Genomic DNA, 19,472 nt, shown 5'->3' on the forward strand with positions numbered 1-19,472 from the left:
CAAACCAATAGAGTTTCAGCAATATGTTGAAACTCTTTTTTTGTTCAACAAATAAAGTATCTTTGTTGCTCATCTAAACGTTGATTTTATGATTCAATCTATGACTGGTTATGGCAAGTCTGTATTACAATTACCTACCAAAAAAGTAACCATAGAAATTAAATCGTTAAACAGTAAAAACCTCGATTTAAACGTTCGTATTCCTTCTTATTACAAAGAAAAAGAATTGTCTGTTCGTAAAAAACTAGCAAGTGCTTTAATTCGTGGTAAAGTAGATTTCTCAATTTTTGTAGAAATGACTGCGGATGAAACCTCTACAACTGTAAATCATGGAGTTGTTAAAGAATACATGCAACAACTTAGAAACGTTGTTCAAACAGGTACTTCTGATGATGTAGAATTGCTAAAAATGGCTGTTAAAATGCCTGATGCCTTAAAAACGGAACGTGAAGAATTAGATGACAATGAATGGGCAGAAATAGAAAAAGGAATCGATATGGCCATCAAAGAAATTGTGCAATACAGAATTGATGAAGCTGCCTCTTTAGAAATAGATTTTAAAGAAAGAATTGCTAATATCAAAACTTATTTAGAAGAAGTAAAGGCGCTTGATGGAGACCGAATTGAAAATGTAAAAATGCGTTTACAAAAAGCTATTGAAGAATTAAAAGTAGAAACAGATCAAAATCGTTTTGAGCAAGAATTGATTTACTACTTAGAAAAATTAGATATCAACGAAGAAAAAGTACGTTTGGCAAATCATTTAGATTATTTTCTACAAACTTTAGAAACACCAGATTCTAACGGAAAAAAATTAGGATTCATCATTCAAGAAATGGGAAGAGAAATTAATACCACTGGTTCTAAAGCCAATTTTGCACCAATGCAAAAAGCAGTAATTCAAATGAAAAACGAGCTAGAACAAATTAAAGAACAAATTTTAAATGTGCTTTAGTTGGTTTTTGGTTGTTAGTTACTAGTAAACTATCAACCAAAAACTACTAACTAAAAACAAAATTATATGTCAGATTTTAAAGGAAAATTATTTGTGTTTTCTGCACCATCAGGCTCAGGAAAAACAACAATTGTTCGTCATTTATTAAAACAAGAAAGGTTTAATTTAGAATTTTCTATTTCTTGTGCTTCTAGAGATGCTAGAGGAACTGAAAAACACGGTAAAGACTACTATTTTATAACCTTAGAAGACTTTAAAAGTAAAATTAAAAACGATGAATTCCTTGAATGGGAAGAAGTGTACAGAGATAATTTTTACGGAACGTTAAAAAGCGAAGTAGAACGTATTTGGGCTCAAAAAAAACATGTAATTTTTGACATTGATGTTGTGGGCGGATTACGAATTAAGAAGAAGTTTCCAAAAGAAACATTATCTGTTTTTGTTAAACCACCAAGCGTAGATGAGCTAAAAATTCGATTAAAAAAACGCTCAACAGAAAGCGAAGACAAAATTAATATGCGAATTGCAAAAGCTTCAGTAGAATTGGCTACTGCTCCTCAATTTGATAAAATCATCAAAAATTACGAATTAGATGTAGCACTAAAAGAAGCTGAAGATTTAGTTGATGAATTTTTGGAGTTAGAAAAATAAGAAGATATTTAAAACAAAACTTCTCGATACAAAATTCTTAAAAAAAGAATTTCACTCGAAGTGACAGTTTGTTTTAGAACTTGATAAAAGTGTTGTCAGTTCGAGTGATTTTTGAAGTATGAAAAAATTGTATCGAGAACATTAAAAGTAAAAAATGAACAAAATTGGTTTATATTTTGGCACGTTCAACCCAATTCATGTTGGCCATCTCATTATTGCCAATCACATGGTTGAATATTCAGATTTAGATGAAATTTGGATGGTGGTAACCCCTCATAATCCGTTTAAAAAGAAAAATTCTTTGCTAGAAAATCATCATCGATTTGAATTGGTATATAGAGCTACAGAAAACTACCCAAAAATTAAACCTTCAGACATTGAGTTCAAATTGCCTCAACCCAATTATACAGTACATACTTTAGCGCATATTTCTGATGTTTATCCAAAACATGAATTCTGTCTGATTATGGGAGAAGACAATCTAAAAAGTTTTCATAAATGGAAAAATTATGAGACGATTTTAGAACATCATCATATTTATGTCTATCCAAGAATTGCAGACGGTATTATAGAACATCAATTTAAAAATCATCCAAAAATTCACAAGGTTGATGCACCTATTGTCCAAATTTCTTCAACAATGATTCGAAACGGAATTAAAGATCAAAAAAACATAAAACCATTACTCACTAAAGAAGTTTGGGAATATGTAGACGAAATGAATTTTTACAGAAAATAGTTTCACTTAAAATTCGTTGTATATTTGTGAAACATCAAATAATATTTTGTGGCAAAAAAGGATAAAAAGAAAGGAAAACTCAAAAAAAAACTGACAGACAAATACAGGTTAGTTGTTTTAAATGAAAACACATTCGAAGAGCGTTTTTCATTGAAACTTTCTAGATTAAATGTATTTGTATTAAGTGGTGTGTTTTCAATTTTATTAATCGCCCTAACTACAATACTCATTGCTTTTACGCCTATAAAAGAATACATTCCTGGGTATTCATCTTCAGCTTTAAAAAGAAAAGCAGCAAAACTAACCTTTGAAGCAGATTCTCTAAAAACAAAATTAGCCGTTTTAGAAAATTATACCAAAGCATTAAAACCTGTTTTAACAGGAGAAATTCAACCAGAAAGCATAGATTCTATTCAGGTTGAAGCCAGAAAACGCTTTATTGATGAAAGTAAACTAAATGCAACCAAAGAAGACTCTTTATTCAGAGAAAAAGTTGATAGTGAAACGCGTTTTTCACTAATCAATAGTAAAAAAAATAAAGTAAATATTGTCTTTTTTGCTCCTTTATCTGGAAACATTTCGCAAGATTTTGATAGTAACTCAAATCATTTTGCGGTAGACATTGTTGCCAAAAAAGGAACTCCTGTTAAAGCTACAGCAGACGGAACCGTTATTTTCTCAGGATGGACTACAGAAACAGGATATGTTATCATTTTAAAACACAGTAACAACTATATTTCTGTTTACAAACACAATGGGAATTTATTGAAAGAACAAGGTGATTTTGTAAAATCTGGCGAAGTTATTGCCATAGTAGGTTCTACTGGAGAATTAACAACAGGACCACATTTACACTTTGAACTTTGGAGCGGAGGTTATGCTGTAAATCCAACCAATTTTATCGATTTTAAATAATGAGTCTCAAGTCTCTCTTAGCCATACCATTTGCCAAAATAGCCACTAAAAAGGTCTATAAATGGGCAAATAAACCCCATAAAACTCAAGAAAAGGTTTTTAAAAATTTAATTGCTACTGCAAAAAATACTGCTTTTGGTAAAGATCATCATTTTGATAAAATTGCTACTTATGATGATTTTAAAAAGCATGTAAAAGTACAAGATTATGAAGGTTTACGTTCTTATGTAGATAGAATTGTAGGTGGAGAATCTGATGTACTTTGGACTGGAAAACCACTCTATTTTGCAAAAACATCTGGCACAACTTCTGGTGCAAAATACATTCCTATTACCAAAGAATCGATGCCAACACATATTAAAGCAGCAAGAAATGCCTTGTTGTTTTACATCGCTGAAAAAAATGATGCCAGTTTTGTAGATGGCAAAATGATTTTTTTACAAGGAAGTCCTGTTTTGAGTGATAAAAACGGAGTAAAATTAGGTCGTTTAAGTGGTATTGTGGCACATTATGTTCCTAAATATCTACAGAAAAATAGACTCCCAAGTTGGGAAACCAACTGTATTGAAGATTGGGATACCAAAGTAGATGCCATTGTAGAAGAAACTCTAAATGAAGACATGTCTGTAATCAGTGGAATACCTTCTTGGGTGCAAATGTATTTTGAAAAACTCATTGAAAAAACTGGGAAAACTGTTTCAGAATTGTTTCCTAATTTTAATTTCTTCATTTATGGTGGCGTAAATTTTGAGCCATATAAAAATAAATTTGAAACCTTAATTGGTAAAAAAATAGATTATATAGAACTTTATCCTGCTTCAGAAGGTTTTATTGCATATCAAGATTCGCAAACCGAAAAAGGAATGTTATTGCAATTAGATTCTGGTATTTTCTATGAATTTATTCCTGCTACTGAGTTTTTTGATGACAACCCAACTCGAATATCTATAAAGGATGTAAAAATTGGCGTAAATTATGTCATCATTTTAAATACAACTGCTGGTTTATGGGGATATAATATTGGAGATACTGTTGAATTTACATCAACAAAACCTTATAGAATTAAAGTTACTGGAAGAATTAAACATTTTATTTCTGCCTTTGGAGAACATGTTATTGGCAAAGAAGTAGAAAAGGCTTTAAACGATGCTATACAAGGTACTGACATTAATATTAGTGAGTTTACGGTAGCACCTCAAGTGAATCCAAAAAATGGTTTACCCTACCACGAATGGTTCATAGAATTTGAAACTGAACCAAAAAATTTAGATGAATTTTCTCTTAAGGTTGATGCTTCTATGCAAGCCCAAAATATTTATTATTTTGATTTGATTGAAGGTAAAATTTTACGACCACTTGTGATTAGAAAAGTTAAAAAAGGCGGATTTCATAATTATATGAAATCTATTGGTAAATTTGGCGGACAAAATAAGATTCCACAATTATCTGATAATAGAAAAATTGCTGACGTTTTAAGCAATTTTTTAGTTGAAGAATCATAAAAATATAAAAACATGGGAGGAGATTTTTTATTTATAGGATTAGCAATAGCATTAGTTATTGTTTACTTTTATAACAAATACAGAAACAGACGTTAATGAGCACAATTAGAATTACAAAGCAATTTAATTTTGAAACCGGTCATGCTTTATATGGTTATGACGGAAAATGTAAAAATGTTCATGGACATTCTTATAAACTTTCTGTAACGGTTTCTGGAAAACCGATAAATGACAATACCAATGTAAAATTTGGGATGGTCATTGATTTTGGCGATTTAAAAAAGATTGTAAACGAAGAAGTTGTAGACCTTTTTGATCATGCCACTGTGTTTAATAAAAACACACCTCATGTAGAATTGGCAAAAGAGTTGAAAGACAGAGGGCATCATGTTATTTTGGTAGATTATCAGCCTACAAGTGAAATGATGGTGATTGATTTTGCTAAAAAAATTAAAGGTCGTTTACCAGAAAATATCAAATTACACTCCATTAAATTACAAGAAACTGACACTAGTTTTGCAGAATGGTACGCAAGTGAAAATTAACTTTTACTATAAAGTAACTTTTTAACGCAATATCATTTATATTAATGAGTTATATTTGAAAAAAATATTCACATGAAATCAGTAAAATACTTTTTAGTTCTATTTCTAGCTTTTAATATACTAGGTTGTGATAGTAGTGATAACGAACCAATTTTTGTATTATCTAAAGCAAATTTAATTGGTACCTATAGCATGGAAAGTATGACCTTAAATACGAAAACAACTACAGAAGTAGTATCTGGTTTTCCTTTTGTTGTTAATGCAAATAGTGTTGGTAGCCTTTTTCAAGTAGATCTAATTTTTAATTCGGATGACACCTATTCTATTAAAGGAGAATACGCTGTTAAAACTACCACAACATCTATTGGAAGTTCACCCATTGTTAATGAACAAATTATTGTTATTGATGAAGCAGGAACCTATGCTGTTGATAATAGTGATGGCACTATTTCATTTACAAATCAAAATGCTGAGTTATTAACAGGAAAGCTAACGGTTTCTGGCATTAGTGAGACTAAGTTATTATTAACTCAGTTTGTAGAAGAAGCTATTCCTTCTCTTAATACTACTATAGAAGCAGATTTAAAAATCAGTTTTAATAAATAAGTAACAAACGTATTATTTACCATTAAAAGTATTCATTGTATTTGCTAAACCAGCTGTACCAAAAGAGGTAACAACTTTTGCTGATGTTGGTAAACGCTCTATTAATTGACTTTCTTCGTCTTTAGACCAATCTCCTAAAACGTAATCTACTTGACGTCCTTTTGAGTAATTACTTCCAACACCAAAACGAAACCTTGGATATTTGTTTGTTCCTAATTTTTCTTGAATATCTTTTAATCCATTATGACCACCATCACTCCCTTTTGCTTTGACTCTTATAGTACCAAAGTCGATATTTAAATCATCAGTAATAACTAAGGTATTCTCTGTAGAAATTTTCTCTTTTTGCATCCAATACTTTACAGATTTTCCGCTTAAATTCATAAATGTACTAGGTTTTAAAAGGATAAAGATTCTCCCTTTAAATCGAAAACTAGCAACATCACCCAATTTATCTGTTTCAAAAGAAACGTTATGCTCTTGAGCTACTTCATCAACAATTTTAAAACCGATGTTATGACGTGTATTCGCATATTTTTCTCCAATATTACCTAAGCCTACAATTAAAAATTTCTTCATCAATTCTTCTTTAGATTCTGTTTTTAAACCGAAAAAGTCTTTCAAAAACCTTAAAATATTCATTCTTCAAAAGTAAGAAGAAATAAGTTTGTAAATAAAGTTTACTGGAATTTGAAATAAATTTAAAGCAAGAAAAAAGCGTTACAACATGTAACGCTTTTTAATATAATTTTGAGCAAAAATTTATTCTGCTGCTGCTTCTGTTGTTGCTTCTTCTTCTTCTTCTTCAACTTCTGCCACTGCATTACGAGAAGTTCTAACTTGAACTACTACTGTATTGTCTGGGTGCATAAATGTATAATCATCATTGAATAAAGAGGTAACAAATAATTTATTTCCTATTTTAAGTTTAGAAATATCTGCTGTTACAAAATCTGGTAAATTAGCTGGTAAGGCTTTTACTTTTAATTTACGGTTTGTAAAACGTAAAGAACCACCATTTAATACTCCAGGAGAAGTACCTGTTAATTTTACAGGAATATTCATCGTTACTTCTTTATCATCAAATAATTGATAAAAATCTACGTGTAAGATTCTATCAGTTACAGGGTGAAACTGAATGTCTTGTAAAATTGCTGGTATTTTTTGTCCATCAACATCAATACTTGCTGTATAAACGTTTGGAGTAAATACCAAGTTTTTAAACGCTTTTTCTTCTGCTGAAAAATGAATTGGTGCTTTTCCTCCGTATATAACGCAAGGAACCATTCCAGCATTACGTAAGGCTTTAGTCGCTGACTTACCTACGCTTTCTCTTTTTGATCCTTTAATTGTAATTGATTTCATTACTTTTTTTTAAAATTATATAATAAATTGTCCGCTTATCGAAGTGTTATCTTGTACTTTATGCATAACATCCGCGAATAAGGGCGCGCAAGATACAACTTTTATTTTAGATGTCTCTTTTTTAAGCGGAATAGTGTCAGAAACGATTAATTCTGTTAATGCAGAATTTTCTATTCTTTCGTAGGCATCACCAGAAAGTAAAGGATGTGTACAAATAGCACGTACAGAATTTGCACCTCTCTCCATCATTAAATTTGCTGCATGAGCTAATGTTCCTCCAGTATCAATCATATCATCAACCAAAATTATATTCTTACCTTCTACATCTCCAATTACTTCCATATGACCAATTACATTGGCTTTTTTTCTTTGTTTGTAACAAATCACAACTTCAGAAAGTAAGTGTTTTGAGTAGGCATATGCTCTTTTAGAACCTCCCATATCTGGGGATGCAATAGTTAAGTTTTCTAGTTTTAAGCTTTCTATATAGGGCATAAAAATAGTAGAAGCAAAAAGATGATCTACTGGTTTTTCGAAGAAACCTTGAATTTGATCTGCATGTAAATCCATGGTCATAATTCTTGTAGCACCAGCTGATTCTAATAGTTTCGCTACTAATTTTGCACCAATGGCAACTCTTGGTTTGTCTTTTCTATCTTGTCTTGCCCATCCAAAATATGGCATTACAGCTGTAATGTGTCTTGCTGATGCTCTTTTAGCTGCATCTAACATCAGTAACATTTCCATCAAGTTATCTGCATTTGGAAACGTAGAACCAATAATAAAAACTCTTCTACCACGCACAGATTCTTCGAAAGCGGGTTGAAATTCTCCGTCGCTAAAATATGTTGTTTTTACTTTTCCTAATTCTGTATTGTATGCTTTAGCTATTTTTTCGCCCAAAACTGTGCTTTGTCTGCAAGCAAATAATTTTGGTGCTAATTGAGAGGTAGACATTTAGATGTGTTTTTGTTGTATTGATGTGAATGAACAAAAGTAGAAATTATTTATTGAGTTTGAAATTTATTTTTTGACTTTAAAATAAAATAATTTTATACATTTGCAATCCTATTAAACAATAGCTCAAGTGGCGGAATTGGTAGACGCGCTGGATTCAAAATCCAGTTCTTTCGGGAGTGTGGGTTCGATTCCCACCTTGAGTACACATAAAAAAGCCTACCCAGATTCTGAGTAGGCTTTTGATTTCATAGCAAATTCCCAACATTAATTACCCCCTAAAAGCAATAATTCATTTACTAAAATTTCTGTCACATATCTTTTTTCACCCTCTTTAGTATCATAAGATCTATTTGTTAGTTTACCTTCTACAGCAATCTCTTGACCTTTGTTTACATAGTTTTCAACTACGTTTACTAAACCTCCTTTTATAATGATATTGTGCCAATAAGCACGCTCAACTTTGTTACCAGCTTTGTCTTTGTAACTGTCATCTGTAGCCATAGAAAATTTAGCCATTTTGTTTCCATCTTTAAAAGTTACGATTTCTGGTTCTTGACCTAATCTACCAATTAACTGTACTTTGTTTCTTAACGTATTCATAAGATAAGTTTTAAAAATTATTATTCGTTTTTGTCAATTCGTTTTGACACTGCAAAGATGAAACACCATCCAACTTTTATTCGGTTGCAAAGCAATTACTTTCGGTTGTAGTCGTTTGTAGTCGTTTGAAATTGAATAAACACACTTGTTTTAGAAATCTATTTATAGTAATGTAGTGCAAATGCTACATTTTTCACCTTTTTCAAAATATATTTTTTGCATCCTAAAAGTATGGTTACTTTAGACAACCTAAAGTTAAAAAAACGACTCAAACTCAATTTTTTATGAAAACTATAAATACACTATTATCTTTTTGTTTAATAATTTTCCTTTCGTTTGGATGTTCAAACAATCAAAATCAAGAAAATAAAAATGACAATATGTACGAACAAAAAATTGACGCACTTATTGCTAAAATGACAATTGAAGAAAAGGTTGGTCAAATGAATTTGTACAATGGTTTTTGGGATGCAACCGGACCCGTACCTGAAGAAGGAAATGCAAAAACTAAATATGATCATTTAAGAAAAGGTTGGGTTGGTGCAATGTTAAATGTAAAGGGAGTTAAAAAAACAAGAGAACTGCAAAAAATTGCAGTTGAAGAAACAAGGTTAGGTATTCCTCTTTTATTTGGTTTCGATGTCATACATGGTTTTAAAACATTGAGTCCTATACCTATTGCGGAATCTGCAAGCTGGGATTTAGAGGCTATAAAAAATTCTGCAAGAGTTGCAGCAACAGAAGCATCAGCAGCAGGAATTACTTGGACATTTGCTCCAATGATAGATATTTCTAGAGATCCACGCTGGGGTCGAGTTATGGAAGGTGGCGGAGAAGACACTTATCTAGGCAGTAAAATTGCAGAAGCAAGAGTAATAGGTTTTCAAGGAGACCATCTTTCTGATGTAAATACCATAGCTGCTTGTGCAAAACATTTTGCTGCTTATGGTTTTTCTGAGGCAGGTAAAGAATACAATACTGTAGACATTAGTAATAATACCTTATACAATACTGTTTTACCACCGTTCAAGGCAGCAGAAGAAGCTGGTGTTAGAACATTTATGAATGCTTTTAATGACTTAAACGGTATTCCTGCAAGTACAAATGAATTCCTACAACGCGATATTTTAAAAGGCAAATGGGACTTTAATGGTTTTGTAGTATCAGATTGGGCTTCTATAAATGAGGCCATCTTTTGGGGACAAGCTAAAGACAAAAAGGAGGCTGCGTATTTGGCCTCTAAAGCAGGTTCAGATATGGATATGGAAGGATATGTATACATCAACGAATTGGTGAACCTAGTAAACGAAAGAAAGGTAAAAGAAGCCATAATTGATGATGCTGTACGAAGAATATTAAGAGTAAAATTTGAGTTAGGTCTATTTGATAATCCTTATAAATATTGTGATGAAGCTAGAGAAAAAGCTATAATCGGACAAAAATCGAATTACGATGCTGTACTAGATATGGCGAAAAAATCTGTGGTATTGTTAAAGAATGATACACAATTACTTCCGCTAGCAAAATCTGGAAAAAGAATAGCTTTAATTGGTCCTTTAGCTGATGATGATAATAGTCCATTAGGTAGTTGGAGACTCGCTTCTGACGACCATAGTGCCGTTAGTGTTTATGAAGGAATGAAAGCTTACAATGGAAACAAATTAAAGTATGAGAAAGGGGTAGATCTATATATTGGTAAAACCGCTTTTGTAAATGAGGTTAACATTAATACAACCAATAAAAAAGGAATAAAAGAGGCTGTTCGAGCGGCAAAAAATGCTGATGTTGTGGTAATGGTTCTTGGAGAACACGGTTTTCAAAGTGGTGAAGGAAGAAGTAGAACAAATTTAGATTTACCTGGTCTGCAACAAGAATTGTTAGAAGCTGTTTATAAAGTAAACCCTAATATTGTTTTGGTTTTAAATGCGGGTAGACCTTTAACGATTAATTGGGCAAAAGAAAACATACCTACCATTGTTATGGGATGGCAATTGGGTACACAAACGGGTAATGCAATTGCTCAAGTTCTTTATGGAGATTACAACCCAAGTGGAAAATTACCAATGACTTTTCCTAGAAACGTTGGGCAAATTCCTATTTACTACAATTATAAAAATACAGGAAGAGGTAGCAATCGCAAAAACAATGTATTCTGGTCTCATTATAGTGATGTAGAAAACACTCCTTTATATCCATTTGGGTATGGGTTAAGTTATACCTCTTTCGAGTATAAAAATTTAAAATTAGATAAATCTGTATATACTGCAAATGAAACGGTAAAAGTATCTGTAGATTTAAAAAATACTGGTAATTATGATGGTAAAGAAGTGGTACAACTTTATATAAGAGATAAAGTGGGAAGTATTACAAGACCTATAAAAGAATTGAAAGGTTTTGAATTGGTTGAACTTAAAAAAGGCGAAACAAAAACCATTACATTAAAACTAACGAAATCAGAATTAGGATTCTATACTAACCATGGAAAATTTATAGTTGAGCCTGGAGATTTTGAAGTTTTTGTTGGTGGAGATTCTACTGCAGATTTGAAAACATCATTTGAGTTAAAGTAATTTTGAAGTCATTATAAATGTAGATTAGTTATTAAAGATAGCTTTTTTCTAGTAACTCATTTTTCTACTTAATAAACCTATACTTATGAAGGAATTTAATATTAAAAGTGTAATTATAGTTATCACCTGCTTTTTGCTATTATTTGCTTGTAAAAGAAATAATTCTAATGAAAATAAAATAGAAATGATAAATTTTGAGATAAAAGCCAAAAGTTTAGTTGCTAAAATGACTTTAGTGGAAAAAGTTTCTCAGATGAGTCATGAATCTCCAGCAATTAAGAGACTAAACATACCAGAATACAACTGGTGGAACGAATGTTTGCATGGAGTAGGAAGAGCAGGAAGAGCAACTGTATTTCCGCAAGCTATTGGTTTATCTGCTATGTTTGATAGAGATCAAATGTCTAAAATATCAACAATTATTTCTGATGAAGCTCGGGCAAAACATCACGAATTTGCGTCTAGAGGAAAAAGAGGAATTTATCAAGGTTTAACCTATTGGACACCAAATATCAATATTTTTAGAGATCCAAGATGGGGAAGAGGAATGGAAACTTACGGGGAAGATCCTTATTTGGCAGGAGAATTGGCTGTACGTTTTATAAAAGGTTTGCAAGGAGATGATCCTAATTATTTAAAACTAGTCGCAACTGCAAAACACTTTGCGGTGCATAGTGGTCCAGAAGTAGATCGTCATCGTTTTAATGCAACACCAAGTCCACAAGATTTTTTAAACACCTATAGTCCGCATTTCGAAAAAGTAGTAAAAGAAGCACAAGTGTATTCCATAATGTGTGCGTATAATAGTTATAATGGAAAACCATGTTGTGGTAACAAAGATTTAAGCAGTTTACTTCGTGATGACTGGGGCTTCGATGGCTACATTGTTTCAGATTGTTGGGCAGTAAGAGACTTTTATGATAAAGGAGCTCATGAAATAAGTGCTAATGCAAAAGAAGCATCAGCCATTGCAGTTAAAGCGGGTACAGATTTAAATTGTGGAAATTCTTATCCAGCTTTAGTACAAGCTGTTAAAGACGGTTTAATTACTGAAGAAGAATTAGATGTTTCTTTAGTTAGACTATTTGTAGCTCGTTTAAAACTAGGTTTATTTGCTCCAAAAGACGCTGTTAAATACCAAAACATATCGTATGATGTTGTAGATTCTGAAAAACATAGATTAGCTGCTTTAGAGACTGCACGAAAATCTATGGTCTTATTGAAAAATGAAAACAATTTATTGCCTTTAGATAAAAATAAAATTAAAAAAATAGCTGTAATTGGTGCAAATGCAGACGATTTAGAAGTGCTTTTAGGCAACTACAATGGTTACCCAACAGATCCTATAACTCCTTTAGAAGGTATAAAACGTAAAATACCAAATGCAAAAGTTTCTTTTGCTGTGGGTAGCAAATTAGCTGAGGGACTTCCAGTTTTTGAAGCGATACCAGAATCTTTTTTGTTTACAGATACTACTTTAAAAACAAAGGGATTAAAAGGAGAATACTACGATAATATCTCATTCAAAGGAAAACCAAAACACACACGTACAGATAAAAACGTAGATTTTACATGGAGAACCACTCCTCCGTTTCAAGATATGAGTTATGACACATATGCTGTAAGATGGTCAGGTTTTTTAAGTGTAGACAAAACTGGTAATTATGCTTTAGGTGCAGAAGCTTTTTCGGGTATGAAGTTGTATTTAGATGAAAAACTAATTGTAAGTTATCGTGCAGAACATCATCCTAAAAAAGTATATGAATACTTAAAGTTAGAAGCTGGGAAGAAATACCAAATTCGTTTTGAATGTGTGCAAAATAATACAGAACATTCTATTATGAGATTGTTGTGGGAATCACCTAAAGAAAATCTTACAGAGGAAGCATTAGCTATTGGTAAAGATGCAGATGCCATTGTTTTGTGTATGGGAATTAGTCCATTATTAGAAGGTGAAGAAATGAAAGTAAAAGTAGATGGTTTTGCTGGTGGTGATAGAGTACATATTAAACTACCAAAAACACAAACAGATTTGATTCAAAAAATTCGAAAATTAGGCAAACCTACCATACTTGTTTTATTAAATGGAAGTGCTTTATCTATCAATTGGGAAAACGATAACATACCTGCCATTATAGAGGCTTGGTATCCTGGACAAGCAGGTGGTACAGCCATTGCTGATGTTATTTTTGGAGACTATAACCCTGCTGGTAGATTACCTGTAACTTTTTATAAAGATATTAATGATATTCCTGCCTTTAGCGATTATAAAATGCAAGGTAAGACCTATCGTTATTTTAAAGGAGATCCATTGTATGAATTTGGATATGGATTAAGTTATTCCACGTTTAAATATCATAATCTTACACTACCAAATGTTATTGAATCTGGTAATGATTTTAATCTTGAAGTAGAAGTGGAAAATACAGGTAAGTATGATGGAGAGGAAGTGGTGCAAGTTTATATACAAAATAAAAATGCAGACAAATTTAATCCTCATAAAACGCTTGCTGGTTTTCAGAGAACTTTTTTTAAGTCTGGAGAGAAAAAACTATTGACTTTTAAAATTGACAAAGCTCAGTTAAGCTCAGTTAACAAAGATGGAAAAAAGGTAATACTGCCAGGAGAATATCATATTTCGGTTGGAGGAGCTCAACCTTCATCAGATAGAGAGAAGAATGGGACTGTTGTTACAAAAAAACTTATACTCCAATAAAACTTAAACTTTGTCTTTTTTTAATGAAACAATTATGTTGTAAATCTATTTTTTGTAACCGTTTGCAAACGGATAATTTTAGGTATATTTAAGCCTATGCAATTTTATTTAGAAACAGAAAGACTTATCCTTAGAGAACTTCTAGATACAGATGTTGAAGGGATGTTTAATTTGGATTCAAATACAGATGTCCATAAATATCTTGGTAATAATCCAATCACATCAAAAGAAGAAGCTCAGAAAAGTATAGCCTTCATCAGAAAACAATATAAAGAGTTAGGCATTGGACGTTTTGCTGCAGTAGAAAAAACATCTGGAGAGTTTATGGGTTGGTCTGGATTAAAGCTTAATAAAGGAGAAAAAGAAGCATTGAATGGTAATCAAAACTTTATTGATATTGGGTATCGCTTTATACCAAAATACTGGAAAAAAGGGTATGGATATGAGTCTGCTGTAGCTTGTTTAAAATTTGGATTTCAACAAATGAATTTTAATACTATTTATGGAGCTGCGGATGTAAAAAACATAGGCTCAAATAAAATATTACAAAAAATTGGTTTGCAGTTTGTCAATGAATTTAGTTATAAAAATCTTGACGTAAATTGGTATGAATTAAAAAAAGAGAATTATGGAAAATAGAAAATGCTTAGAATGTGGAGATGTTGTTAAAGGTAGAATTGATAAAAAATTCTGTTCTGATTATTGTAGAAACGCCTACAACAATAAGGTAAATAAAGACAGTAAAAATCTCATCAGAAATATCAATAATCGTCTTCGTAAAAATTATAAAATTTTATCTGTATTAAACACAACTGGTAAAACAAAAGTAACCAGAACCAAATTATACGACAGAGGTTTCGATTTCAACTTCTTTACATCCATCTATAAAACTAAAACTGGAAACACTTATTTTTATGTTTATGACCAAGGATATTTGGCGCTAGAAGAAGAATTATTTCTACTAATAAGAAAAGGTAGTTAATTCTAAAATAGTATTATTTCCAAGTATTCCCTTTAACGTTATCTGCTGCTTTTAAAACATCTTTCTGGCTTAGTTGGCCAATTAATTTACCATTTTCAACCACAGGAAATCTTCTTCTACGAGAAGAAATAAACTTAAAGGCAGCATCAAAAATGTTCATATTCTTATCAATCGTATCAACATCAGTCACCATATATTTCCCTACAGTATTATTTCTATCAGATGGCATATTGTAATATTTACTCTCAGAAATATGTTTGATACAATCTGTTTCAGAAATAATACCAATCAACTCATTATTATCGTTTACAACAGGTCCTCCAGAAATTTTATAGGTAATTAATTGATGAATTACATGATCTAAAGAATCTTCTGCTTTAAAAGTGATTAATTTTTTAGTCATATAGTCAGACACTAAAATCTGTGCTTCTTCTTTTGCTTGATTTGTATCTCTTTTTCCTTGAAAGCTTTTAATACCCATAATAATTTAGTTTTAGTTGTTTTAAATTTACTGATTTTTCTGTTTTATCCAACAAATACCCTAAGTTTTTTTTATTTCATACATTTATAAAAACTAAACTCATTGTATGAAAGCTTTTTCTTCTCTTGTTTCAGTACTCATAATTTTAGGTGTAATTTATTGGAGTTTTTCTGATATGAAACCTACTTTACCATCAGAAAAAGTAACTTCCAAAACAGCTTTTTCTATTGATAATGCGTTGTATCATTTAAAGAAAATCAGTAAAGAAGCACATTATACAGGGTCTGAAGAACACAAAACTGTACAAAATTATATTGTAAGAGAATTGCAAAAAATGGGGTTAGAAACTGAGATACAAACCCAAACTGCAATCAATAGAAAATGGTTTGCTGCCACAACTACAGAGAATATTTTAGCTCGAATTAAAGGAACTGAAAATGGTAAAGCATTAATGCTATTAACACATTATGATTCGAATCCGCATTCTGCATTGGGTGCAAGTGACGCTGGTTCTGGTGTAGTAACTATTTTAGAGGGAATTAGAGCTTTTTTAGCCAAAAACAAAACACCTAAAAATGATATTATTATTCTAATTTCTGATGCTGAAGAATTAGGATTATTGGGTGCTCAAGCATTTGTTGATGCACATTCTTGGACAAAAGATGTTGGTTTGGTGCTCAATTTTGAAGCCAGAGGGAGTGGTGGACCAAGTTATATGTTGATGGAAACCAATGGCAAAAACAGTAAATTATTGAGCGAGTTTTTGGCAGCAAAACCCAATTATCCTGCTGCAAATTCTTTAATGTATAGTATTTATAAAAAGTTACCTAACGATACAGATTTAACTATTTTTAGAGAAAATGCTGATATTAACGGATTTAATTTTGCTTTTATTGGAGATCATTTCGATTACCATACCGCACAAGATTCTTACGAAAGATTAGACAGAGAAACATTGTTACATCAGGCAGATTATTTTACCTCAACTGTCAATTATTTTGCAAACTCAGACTTGTCTAATTTAAATTCTGATGAAGATTACGTATATGTAAATTTCCCTTTTATGGGATTAGCAACCTATCCGTTTTCTTGGGTTTTACCTATGCTGATTGCTGCAATCGTTGTATTTGTATTGTTAATTTTCTTTGGAATTGCAAAAAGAAAACTTTCATTAAAAGGCATTTTAAAAGGCTTAGGAATTTTTCTTTTATCTATTCTTTTATGCGTTGGAATTTCTTTTGGATTATGGAAACTAATCTTAATGATTCATCCTCATTACCAAGATATGTTGCATGGTTTTACCTATAATGGATATCAATACATTGCTGCATTTGTTTTCTTAAATATTTGGCTACTTTTCAAAACTTACAAATACATTTCTAAACACGAAAAAATTACTGATTTTCTCATTGGACCCATTCTAATTTGGTTAATCATCAACTTTTTAATTAGCAGTTCTTTAAAAGGTGCTGGATTTTTCATCATTCCTGTTTTTTGTGCGTTAGCAATTTTAGCAATTGCTGTTTTTATGGATTTAGAAGAAAAGTCAAAACGTATTTTATTTACCATTTTATCTATTCCAACCCTCTATATTTTTGCACCTTTAGTAAAAATGTTTCCAGTAGGTTTAGGGTTAAAAATCTTATTTGTTAGCGGACTTTTTATTGCATTAATCTTTGGGTTAATGGTGTTTACTTTTCATCAAAAAAAGACCTTTTGGATGCAAAAAACAGTTGGTCTTTTGACTATTATTTTCTTTGGGTTGGCAACATACAACAGCGGTTTTACTGTTGATAAAAAGAAACCAAATAGTATTGTTTACATTCAAAATTCTGATGATAAAACTGCTTATTTTGGAACTTACAATCATACTTTAGATGAATACACAAAACAGATTTTTGATAAAAATGCTATAGAAGGTGGTATTGTAAATGCAGAAACCAAAAGCAAATACAACACTCGCTTTAGCTACCATAAAAAAACTGATTTTAGAAACATCAAATCGTCTAATATTGTTACCGAATTAGATACGATAATTGGCAACAAACGTTTTATTGAGTTAACAATTTCTCCCGAGAGAAAAGTAAATAAGTTAGAATTTATCACAAAAAAAGAATTGAAGCTACATCAATTTAAAGTAAATGATGTTTTGGTAAATGATGGCAAAACCTATAACGTAAAAAGGGCAACCTTTTTAATTTATCATGTGGCAAATCAAGACAAAGAAGTAACACTTTCTTTTTCGGTTTCAAAAGACTATAGTTTTAATGTTATTATCAACGAAATCTCTTACGATTTGTTAGAAAACTTAAATTTTAACATCACTCCTAGAACAGAGACAATGATGCCAATGCCATTTGTAACTAATGATGCTATTATTATTTCTAAAAAATTACCTCTATAAAAAAAGCACCCTAAATTTTAGGATGCTTTTATATATTATTTCAGTGGTTTCTTAATCAATTTCAGAAACACGCAATGTATTTACCATTCCTTCTGCTTCAACTGGCATAGAAGTTAGGTTAATCATTAAATCACCTTCTTGAACAAAACCTATTTTTTTGGTAATTTTATTAATATCAACCACAGTATCATCTGTACTTAATCTTTTGTCATAATAAAAAGCTTTAACTCCCCAAAGTAAGTTTAGTTTTCCTAAAATTCTTTTTTCTGATGAAAATGCTAATATTTTAGCTTGTGGTCTCCATGCAGAAATTTGAAAAGCTGTATAACCACTTCTTGTTAATGTAGAAATTGCTTTTGCATCGATATCATTTGCCATTAATGCTGCGTGATGACAAACGGATTTTGTAATAAATCTATTGGTTCTTATGTGTGGAGCTTCATGTGGTACTTTAATCATTCTTGAGTTTTCCACAGCTTTGATAATCTCTGTCATTTTTTGAATAACTCTTATTGGGTGTTTCCCAACAGAAGTTTCTCCAGAAAGCATCACAGCATCTGCACCATCAATAATAGAATTGGCAACGTCATTAACCTCTGCTCTTGTTGGTACAGAATTGTCAATCATTGTCTCCATCATTTGTGTAGCAATAATTACAGGAATTCTTGCTCTTTTTGCACGTCTCACTAATTTTTTCTGAATTAATGGTACGTCTTGCATCGGAATTTCTACACCTAAATCTCCACGAGCCACCATTAATCCATCACAATAAGGTATTAGAGCGTCCATATTGGCAACCGCTTCTGGTTTTTCTATTTTAGCAATTACTGGTACTCTATATTCTGAATGTTCATCAATTAAATCGCGTAACATTCTTAAATCTTCTGGTGTTCTTACAAAAGATAGTGCAATCCAATCTACTTCTTGCCCTAAAGCAAAAATAGCATCTGCTTTATCTTTTTCTGTAAGAGCTGGCAAAGAAATGGCTGTATTAGGTAGATTAACTCCTTTTTTAGAGTTTAAAGGTCCACCAACAATTACTTTTACAACTACCTCATCTTCTTTGTTTGTAGAGATTACTTCGAACATCAACTTACCATCATCAACTAAAATATTTTCTCCTACTTTAACATCTTTAGGAAAACGTTGATAGGTCATAAACGCTTTTTCTTTTGTACCAATGCATTGATCTGTAGTAAAGGTAAAGGTGTCTCCATCTTCTAAAACTACACCATCTTCCATAACTCCTACACGAAGTTTTGGACCTTGTAAATCTGCAAGAATAGCTACGTTAAAACCGTTTTCTTCATTGATTTCTCTAATTCTTTGAACCTGAGTTTTTACAATATCATAATTCGCATGTGAAAAGTTAATACGAAATACATTAACCCCTTCTTTTGCTAACTGCGTAAGTATTTCTTTTGAATCTGTTGCTGGTCCTAGAGTAGCAACTATTTTTGTTTTTTTATAATAATCCATAT

General features: G+C 31.4%; 18 protein-coding genes and 1 tRNA gene. 13 read left to right on the forward strand and 6 right to left on the reverse strand.

Annotation, left to right across the window (positions count from 1 at the left end; translation table 11 throughout):
• The first annotated feature begins 88 nt into the window (after positions 1-88).
• The 7 genes from FP421_RS08275 (at position 89) to FP421_RS08305 (ending at position 5,913) form a co-directional block, all read left to right on the forward strand.
• Positions 89-955, forward strand: a complete 867-nt coding sequence (locus FP421_RS08275; protein WP_236548078.1) for a YicC/YloC family endoribonuclease — start codon at positions 89-91, stop codon at positions 953-955.
• Positions 956-1,021: 66 nt separating this feature from the next.
• Positions 1,022-1,606, forward strand: coding sequence for a guanylate kinase (gene gmk / locus FP421_RS08280; RefSeq protein WP_159949512.1), 585 nt, complete (start codon positions 1,022-1,024; stop codon positions 1,604-1,606).
• A gap of 154 nt (positions 1,607-1,760) precedes the next feature.
• Positions 1,761-2,345, forward strand: coding sequence for a nicotinate (nicotinamide) nucleotide adenylyltransferase (gene nadD / locus FP421_RS08285; RefSeq protein ID WP_159949514.1), 585 nt, complete (start codon positions 1,761-1,763; stop codon positions 2,343-2,345).
• 48 nt (positions 2,346-2,393) lie between these two features.
• Positions 2,394-3,260, forward strand: coding sequence for a M23 family metallopeptidase (locus FP421_RS08290; protein ID WP_159949516.1), 867 nt, complete (start codon positions 2,394-2,396; stop codon positions 3,258-3,260).
• Positions 3,260-4,762 (forward strand): GH3 auxin-responsive promoter family protein, encoded by a 1,503-nt coding sequence (locus FP421_RS08295; protein ID WP_159949517.1) that lies wholly within the window; start codon positions 3,260-3,262, stop codon positions 4,760-4,762. The genes FP421_RS08290 and FP421_RS08295 overlap by 1 nt, the downstream gene beginning before the upstream one ends.
• A 95-nt stretch (positions 4,763-4,857) precedes the next feature.
• The gene (locus tag FP421_RS08300) at positions 4,858-5,307 is read left to right on the forward strand and encodes a 6-pyruvoyl trahydropterin synthase family protein (protein ID WP_159949519.1); all 450 of its coding nucleotides are present in this window, start codon (positions 4,858-4,860) and stop codon (positions 5,305-5,307) included.
• A 72-nt stretch (positions 5,308-5,379) separates the two neighbouring features.
• Positions 5,380-5,913, forward strand: coding sequence for a hypothetical protein (locus FP421_RS08305; protein WP_159949521.1), 534 nt, complete (start codon positions 5,380-5,382; stop codon positions 5,911-5,913).
• 12 nt (positions 5,914-5,925) lie between these two features.
• Here the strand turns inward: FP421_RS08305 and pth are convergent, their stop codons facing one another.
• The 3 genes from pth to FP421_RS08320 form a co-directional block, all read right to left on the reverse strand.
• Entirely contained in the window at positions 5,926-6,492 is a 567-nt protein-coding gene (gene pth, locus FP421_RS08310; RefSeq protein ID WP_236548089.1) for an aminoacyl-tRNA hydrolase, read from the reverse strand.
• A 183-nt stretch (positions 6,493-6,675) separates the two neighbouring features.
• Entirely contained in the window at positions 6,676-7,278 is a 603-nt protein-coding gene (locus tag FP421_RS08315) for a 50S ribosomal protein L25/general stress protein Ctc (protein WP_159949526.1), read from the reverse strand.
• Positions 7,279-7,293: 15 nt separating this feature from the next.
• Positions 7,294-8,235 (reverse strand): ribose-phosphate pyrophosphokinase, encoded by a 942-nt coding sequence (locus FP421_RS08320; RefSeq protein WP_159949528.1) that lies wholly within the window; start codon positions 8,233-8,235, stop codon positions 7,294-7,296.
• Positions 8,236-8,359: 124 nt separating this feature from the next.
• Here FP421_RS08320 and FP421_RS08325 point away from each other — a divergent pair.
• Positions 8,360-8,441: transfer RNA gene (locus tag FP421_RS08325), tRNA-Leu, on the forward strand.
• Positions 8,442-8,502: 61 nt separating this feature from the next.
• On the opposite strand, the gene FP421_RS08330 is transcribed toward FP421_RS08325, so the two are convergent.
• Positions 8,503-8,838 (reverse strand): single-stranded DNA-binding protein, encoded by a 336-nt coding sequence (locus FP421_RS08330; RefSeq protein WP_159949530.1) that lies wholly within the window; start codon positions 8,836-8,838, stop codon positions 8,503-8,505.
• Between the two features lie 284 nt (positions 8,839-9,122).
• On the opposite strand from FP421_RS08330, the gene bglX reads away from it, so the two are divergent.
• From bglX to FP421_RS08350, 4 genes are all read left to right on the forward strand, one after another.
• Positions 9,123-11,408 carry a beta-glucosidase BglX gene (gene bglX / locus FP421_RS08335; protein WP_159949543.1) on the forward strand — a complete coding sequence of 762 codons (2,286 nt, stop codon included), beginning with the start codon at positions 9,123-9,125 and terminating at the stop codon, positions 11,406-11,408.
• Between the two features lie 184 nt (positions 11,409-11,592).
• Positions 11,593-14,124: a glycoside hydrolase family 3 C-terminal domain-containing protein gene (locus tag FP421_RS08340; protein WP_201288817.1), complete on the forward strand. Its 2,532-nt coding sequence runs from the start codon at positions 11,593-11,595 to the stop codon at positions 14,122-14,124.
• Between the two features lie 96 nt (positions 14,125-14,220).
• Positions 14,221-14,763, forward strand: coding sequence for a GNAT family N-acetyltransferase (locus FP421_RS08345; protein WP_159949545.1), 543 nt, complete (start codon positions 14,221-14,223; stop codon positions 14,761-14,763).
• Positions 14,753-15,106 carry a hypothetical protein gene (locus tag FP421_RS08350; RefSeq protein ID WP_159949546.1) on the forward strand — a complete coding sequence of 118 codons (354 nt, stop codon included), beginning with the start codon at positions 14,753-14,755 and terminating at the stop codon, positions 15,104-15,106. The genes FP421_RS08345 and FP421_RS08350 overlap by 11 nt, the downstream gene beginning before the upstream one ends.
• Positions 15,107-15,119: 13 nt before the next feature.
• On the opposite strand, the gene FP421_RS08355 is transcribed toward FP421_RS08350, so the two are convergent.
• Entirely contained in the window at positions 15,120-15,587 is a 468-nt protein-coding gene (locus FP421_RS08355; RefSeq protein WP_159949547.1) for a CBS domain-containing protein, read from the reverse strand.
• A gap of 106 nt (positions 15,588-15,693) precedes the next feature.
• Between FP421_RS08355 and FP421_RS08360 the strand changes: the two genes are divergently transcribed.
• Positions 15,694-17,991, forward strand: a complete 2,298-nt coding sequence (locus tag FP421_RS08360; RefSeq protein ID WP_159949548.1) for a M20/M25/M40 family metallo-hydrolase — start codon at positions 15,694-15,696, stop codon at positions 17,989-17,991.
• 51 nt (positions 17,992-18,042) lie between these two features.
• On the opposite strand, the gene pyk is transcribed toward FP421_RS08360, so the two are convergent.
• On the reverse strand, positions 18,043-19,470 hold the full coding sequence (gene pyk / locus FP421_RS08365; protein WP_159949549.1) for a pyruvate kinase: 1,428 nt from the start codon (positions 19,468-19,470) through the stop codon (positions 18,043-18,045).
• Positions 19,471-19,472 lie beyond the last annotated feature (2 nt).

Origin of the sequence: Polaribacter septentrionalilitoris, assembly GCF_009832745.1 — a bacterium.
In the GTDB taxonomy this organism is placed as follows: domain Bacteria; phylum Bacteroidota; class Bacteroidia; order Flavobacteriales; family Flavobacteriaceae; genus Polaribacter; species Polaribacter septentrionalilitoris.

Bases quoted from the DNA above. Each gene is read 5' to 3' on its own strand.
- FP421_RS08275 (WP_236548078.1), top strand. From the start codon at position 89: ATGATTCAATCTATGACTGGTTATGGCAAGTCTGTATTACAATTACCT.
- gmk (WP_159949512.1), top strand. From the start codon at position 1,022: ATGTCAGATTTTAAAGGAAAATTATTTGTGTTTTCTGCACCATCAGGC.
- nadD (WP_159949514.1), top strand. From the start codon at position 1,761: ATGAACAAAATTGGTTTATATTTTGGCACGTTCAACCCAATTCATGTT.
- FP421_RS08295 (WP_159949517.1), top strand. From the start codon at position 3,260: ATGAGTCTCAAGTCTCTCTTAGCCATACCATTTGCCAAAATAGCCACT.
- FP421_RS08300 (WP_159949519.1), top strand. From the start codon at position 4,858: ATGAGCACAATTAGAATTACAAAGCAATTTAATTTTGAAACCGGTCAT.
- FP421_RS08305 (WP_159949521.1), top strand. From the start codon at position 5,380: ATGAAATCAGTAAAATACTTTTTAGTTCTATTTCTAGCTTTTAATATA.
- pth (WP_236548089.1), bottom strand. From the start codon at position 6,492: ATGAAGAAATTTTTAATTGTAGGCTTAGGTAATATTGGAGAAAAATAT.
- FP421_RS08315 (WP_159949526.1), bottom strand. From the start codon at position 7,278: ATGAAATCAATTACAATTAAAGGATCAAAAAGAGAAAGCGTAGGTAAG.
- FP421_RS08320 (WP_159949528.1), bottom strand. From the start codon at position 8,235: ATGTCTACCTCTCAATTAGCACCAAAATTATTTGCTTGCAGACAAAGC.
- FP421_RS08330 (WP_159949530.1), bottom strand. From the start codon at position 8,838: ATGAATACGTTAAGAAACAAAGTACAGTTAATTGGTAGATTAGGTCAA.
- bglX (WP_159949543.1), top strand. From the start codon at position 9,123: ATGAAAACTATAAATACACTATTATCTTTTTGTTTAATAATTTTCCTT.
- FP421_RS08340 (WP_201288817.1), top strand. From the start codon at position 11,593: ATGATAAATTTTGAGATAAAAGCCAAAAGTTTAGTTGCTAAAATGACT.
- FP421_RS08345 (WP_159949545.1), top strand. From the start codon at position 14,221: ATGCAATTTTATTTAGAAACAGAAAGACTTATCCTTAGAGAACTTCTA.
- FP421_RS08350 (WP_159949546.1), top strand. From the start codon at position 14,753: ATGGAAAATAGAAAATGCTTAGAATGTGGAGATGTTGTTAAAGGTAGA.
- FP421_RS08355 (WP_159949547.1), bottom strand. From the start codon at position 15,587: ATGGGTATTAAAAGCTTTCAAGGAAAAAGAGATACAAATCAAGCAAAA.
- FP421_RS08360 (WP_159949548.1), top strand. From the start codon at position 15,694: ATGAAAGCTTTTTCTTCTCTTGTTTCAGTACTCATAATTTTAGGTGTA.
- pyk (WP_159949549.1), bottom strand. From the start codon at position 19,470: ATGGATTATTATAAAAAAACAAAAATAGTTGCTACTCTAGGACCAGCA.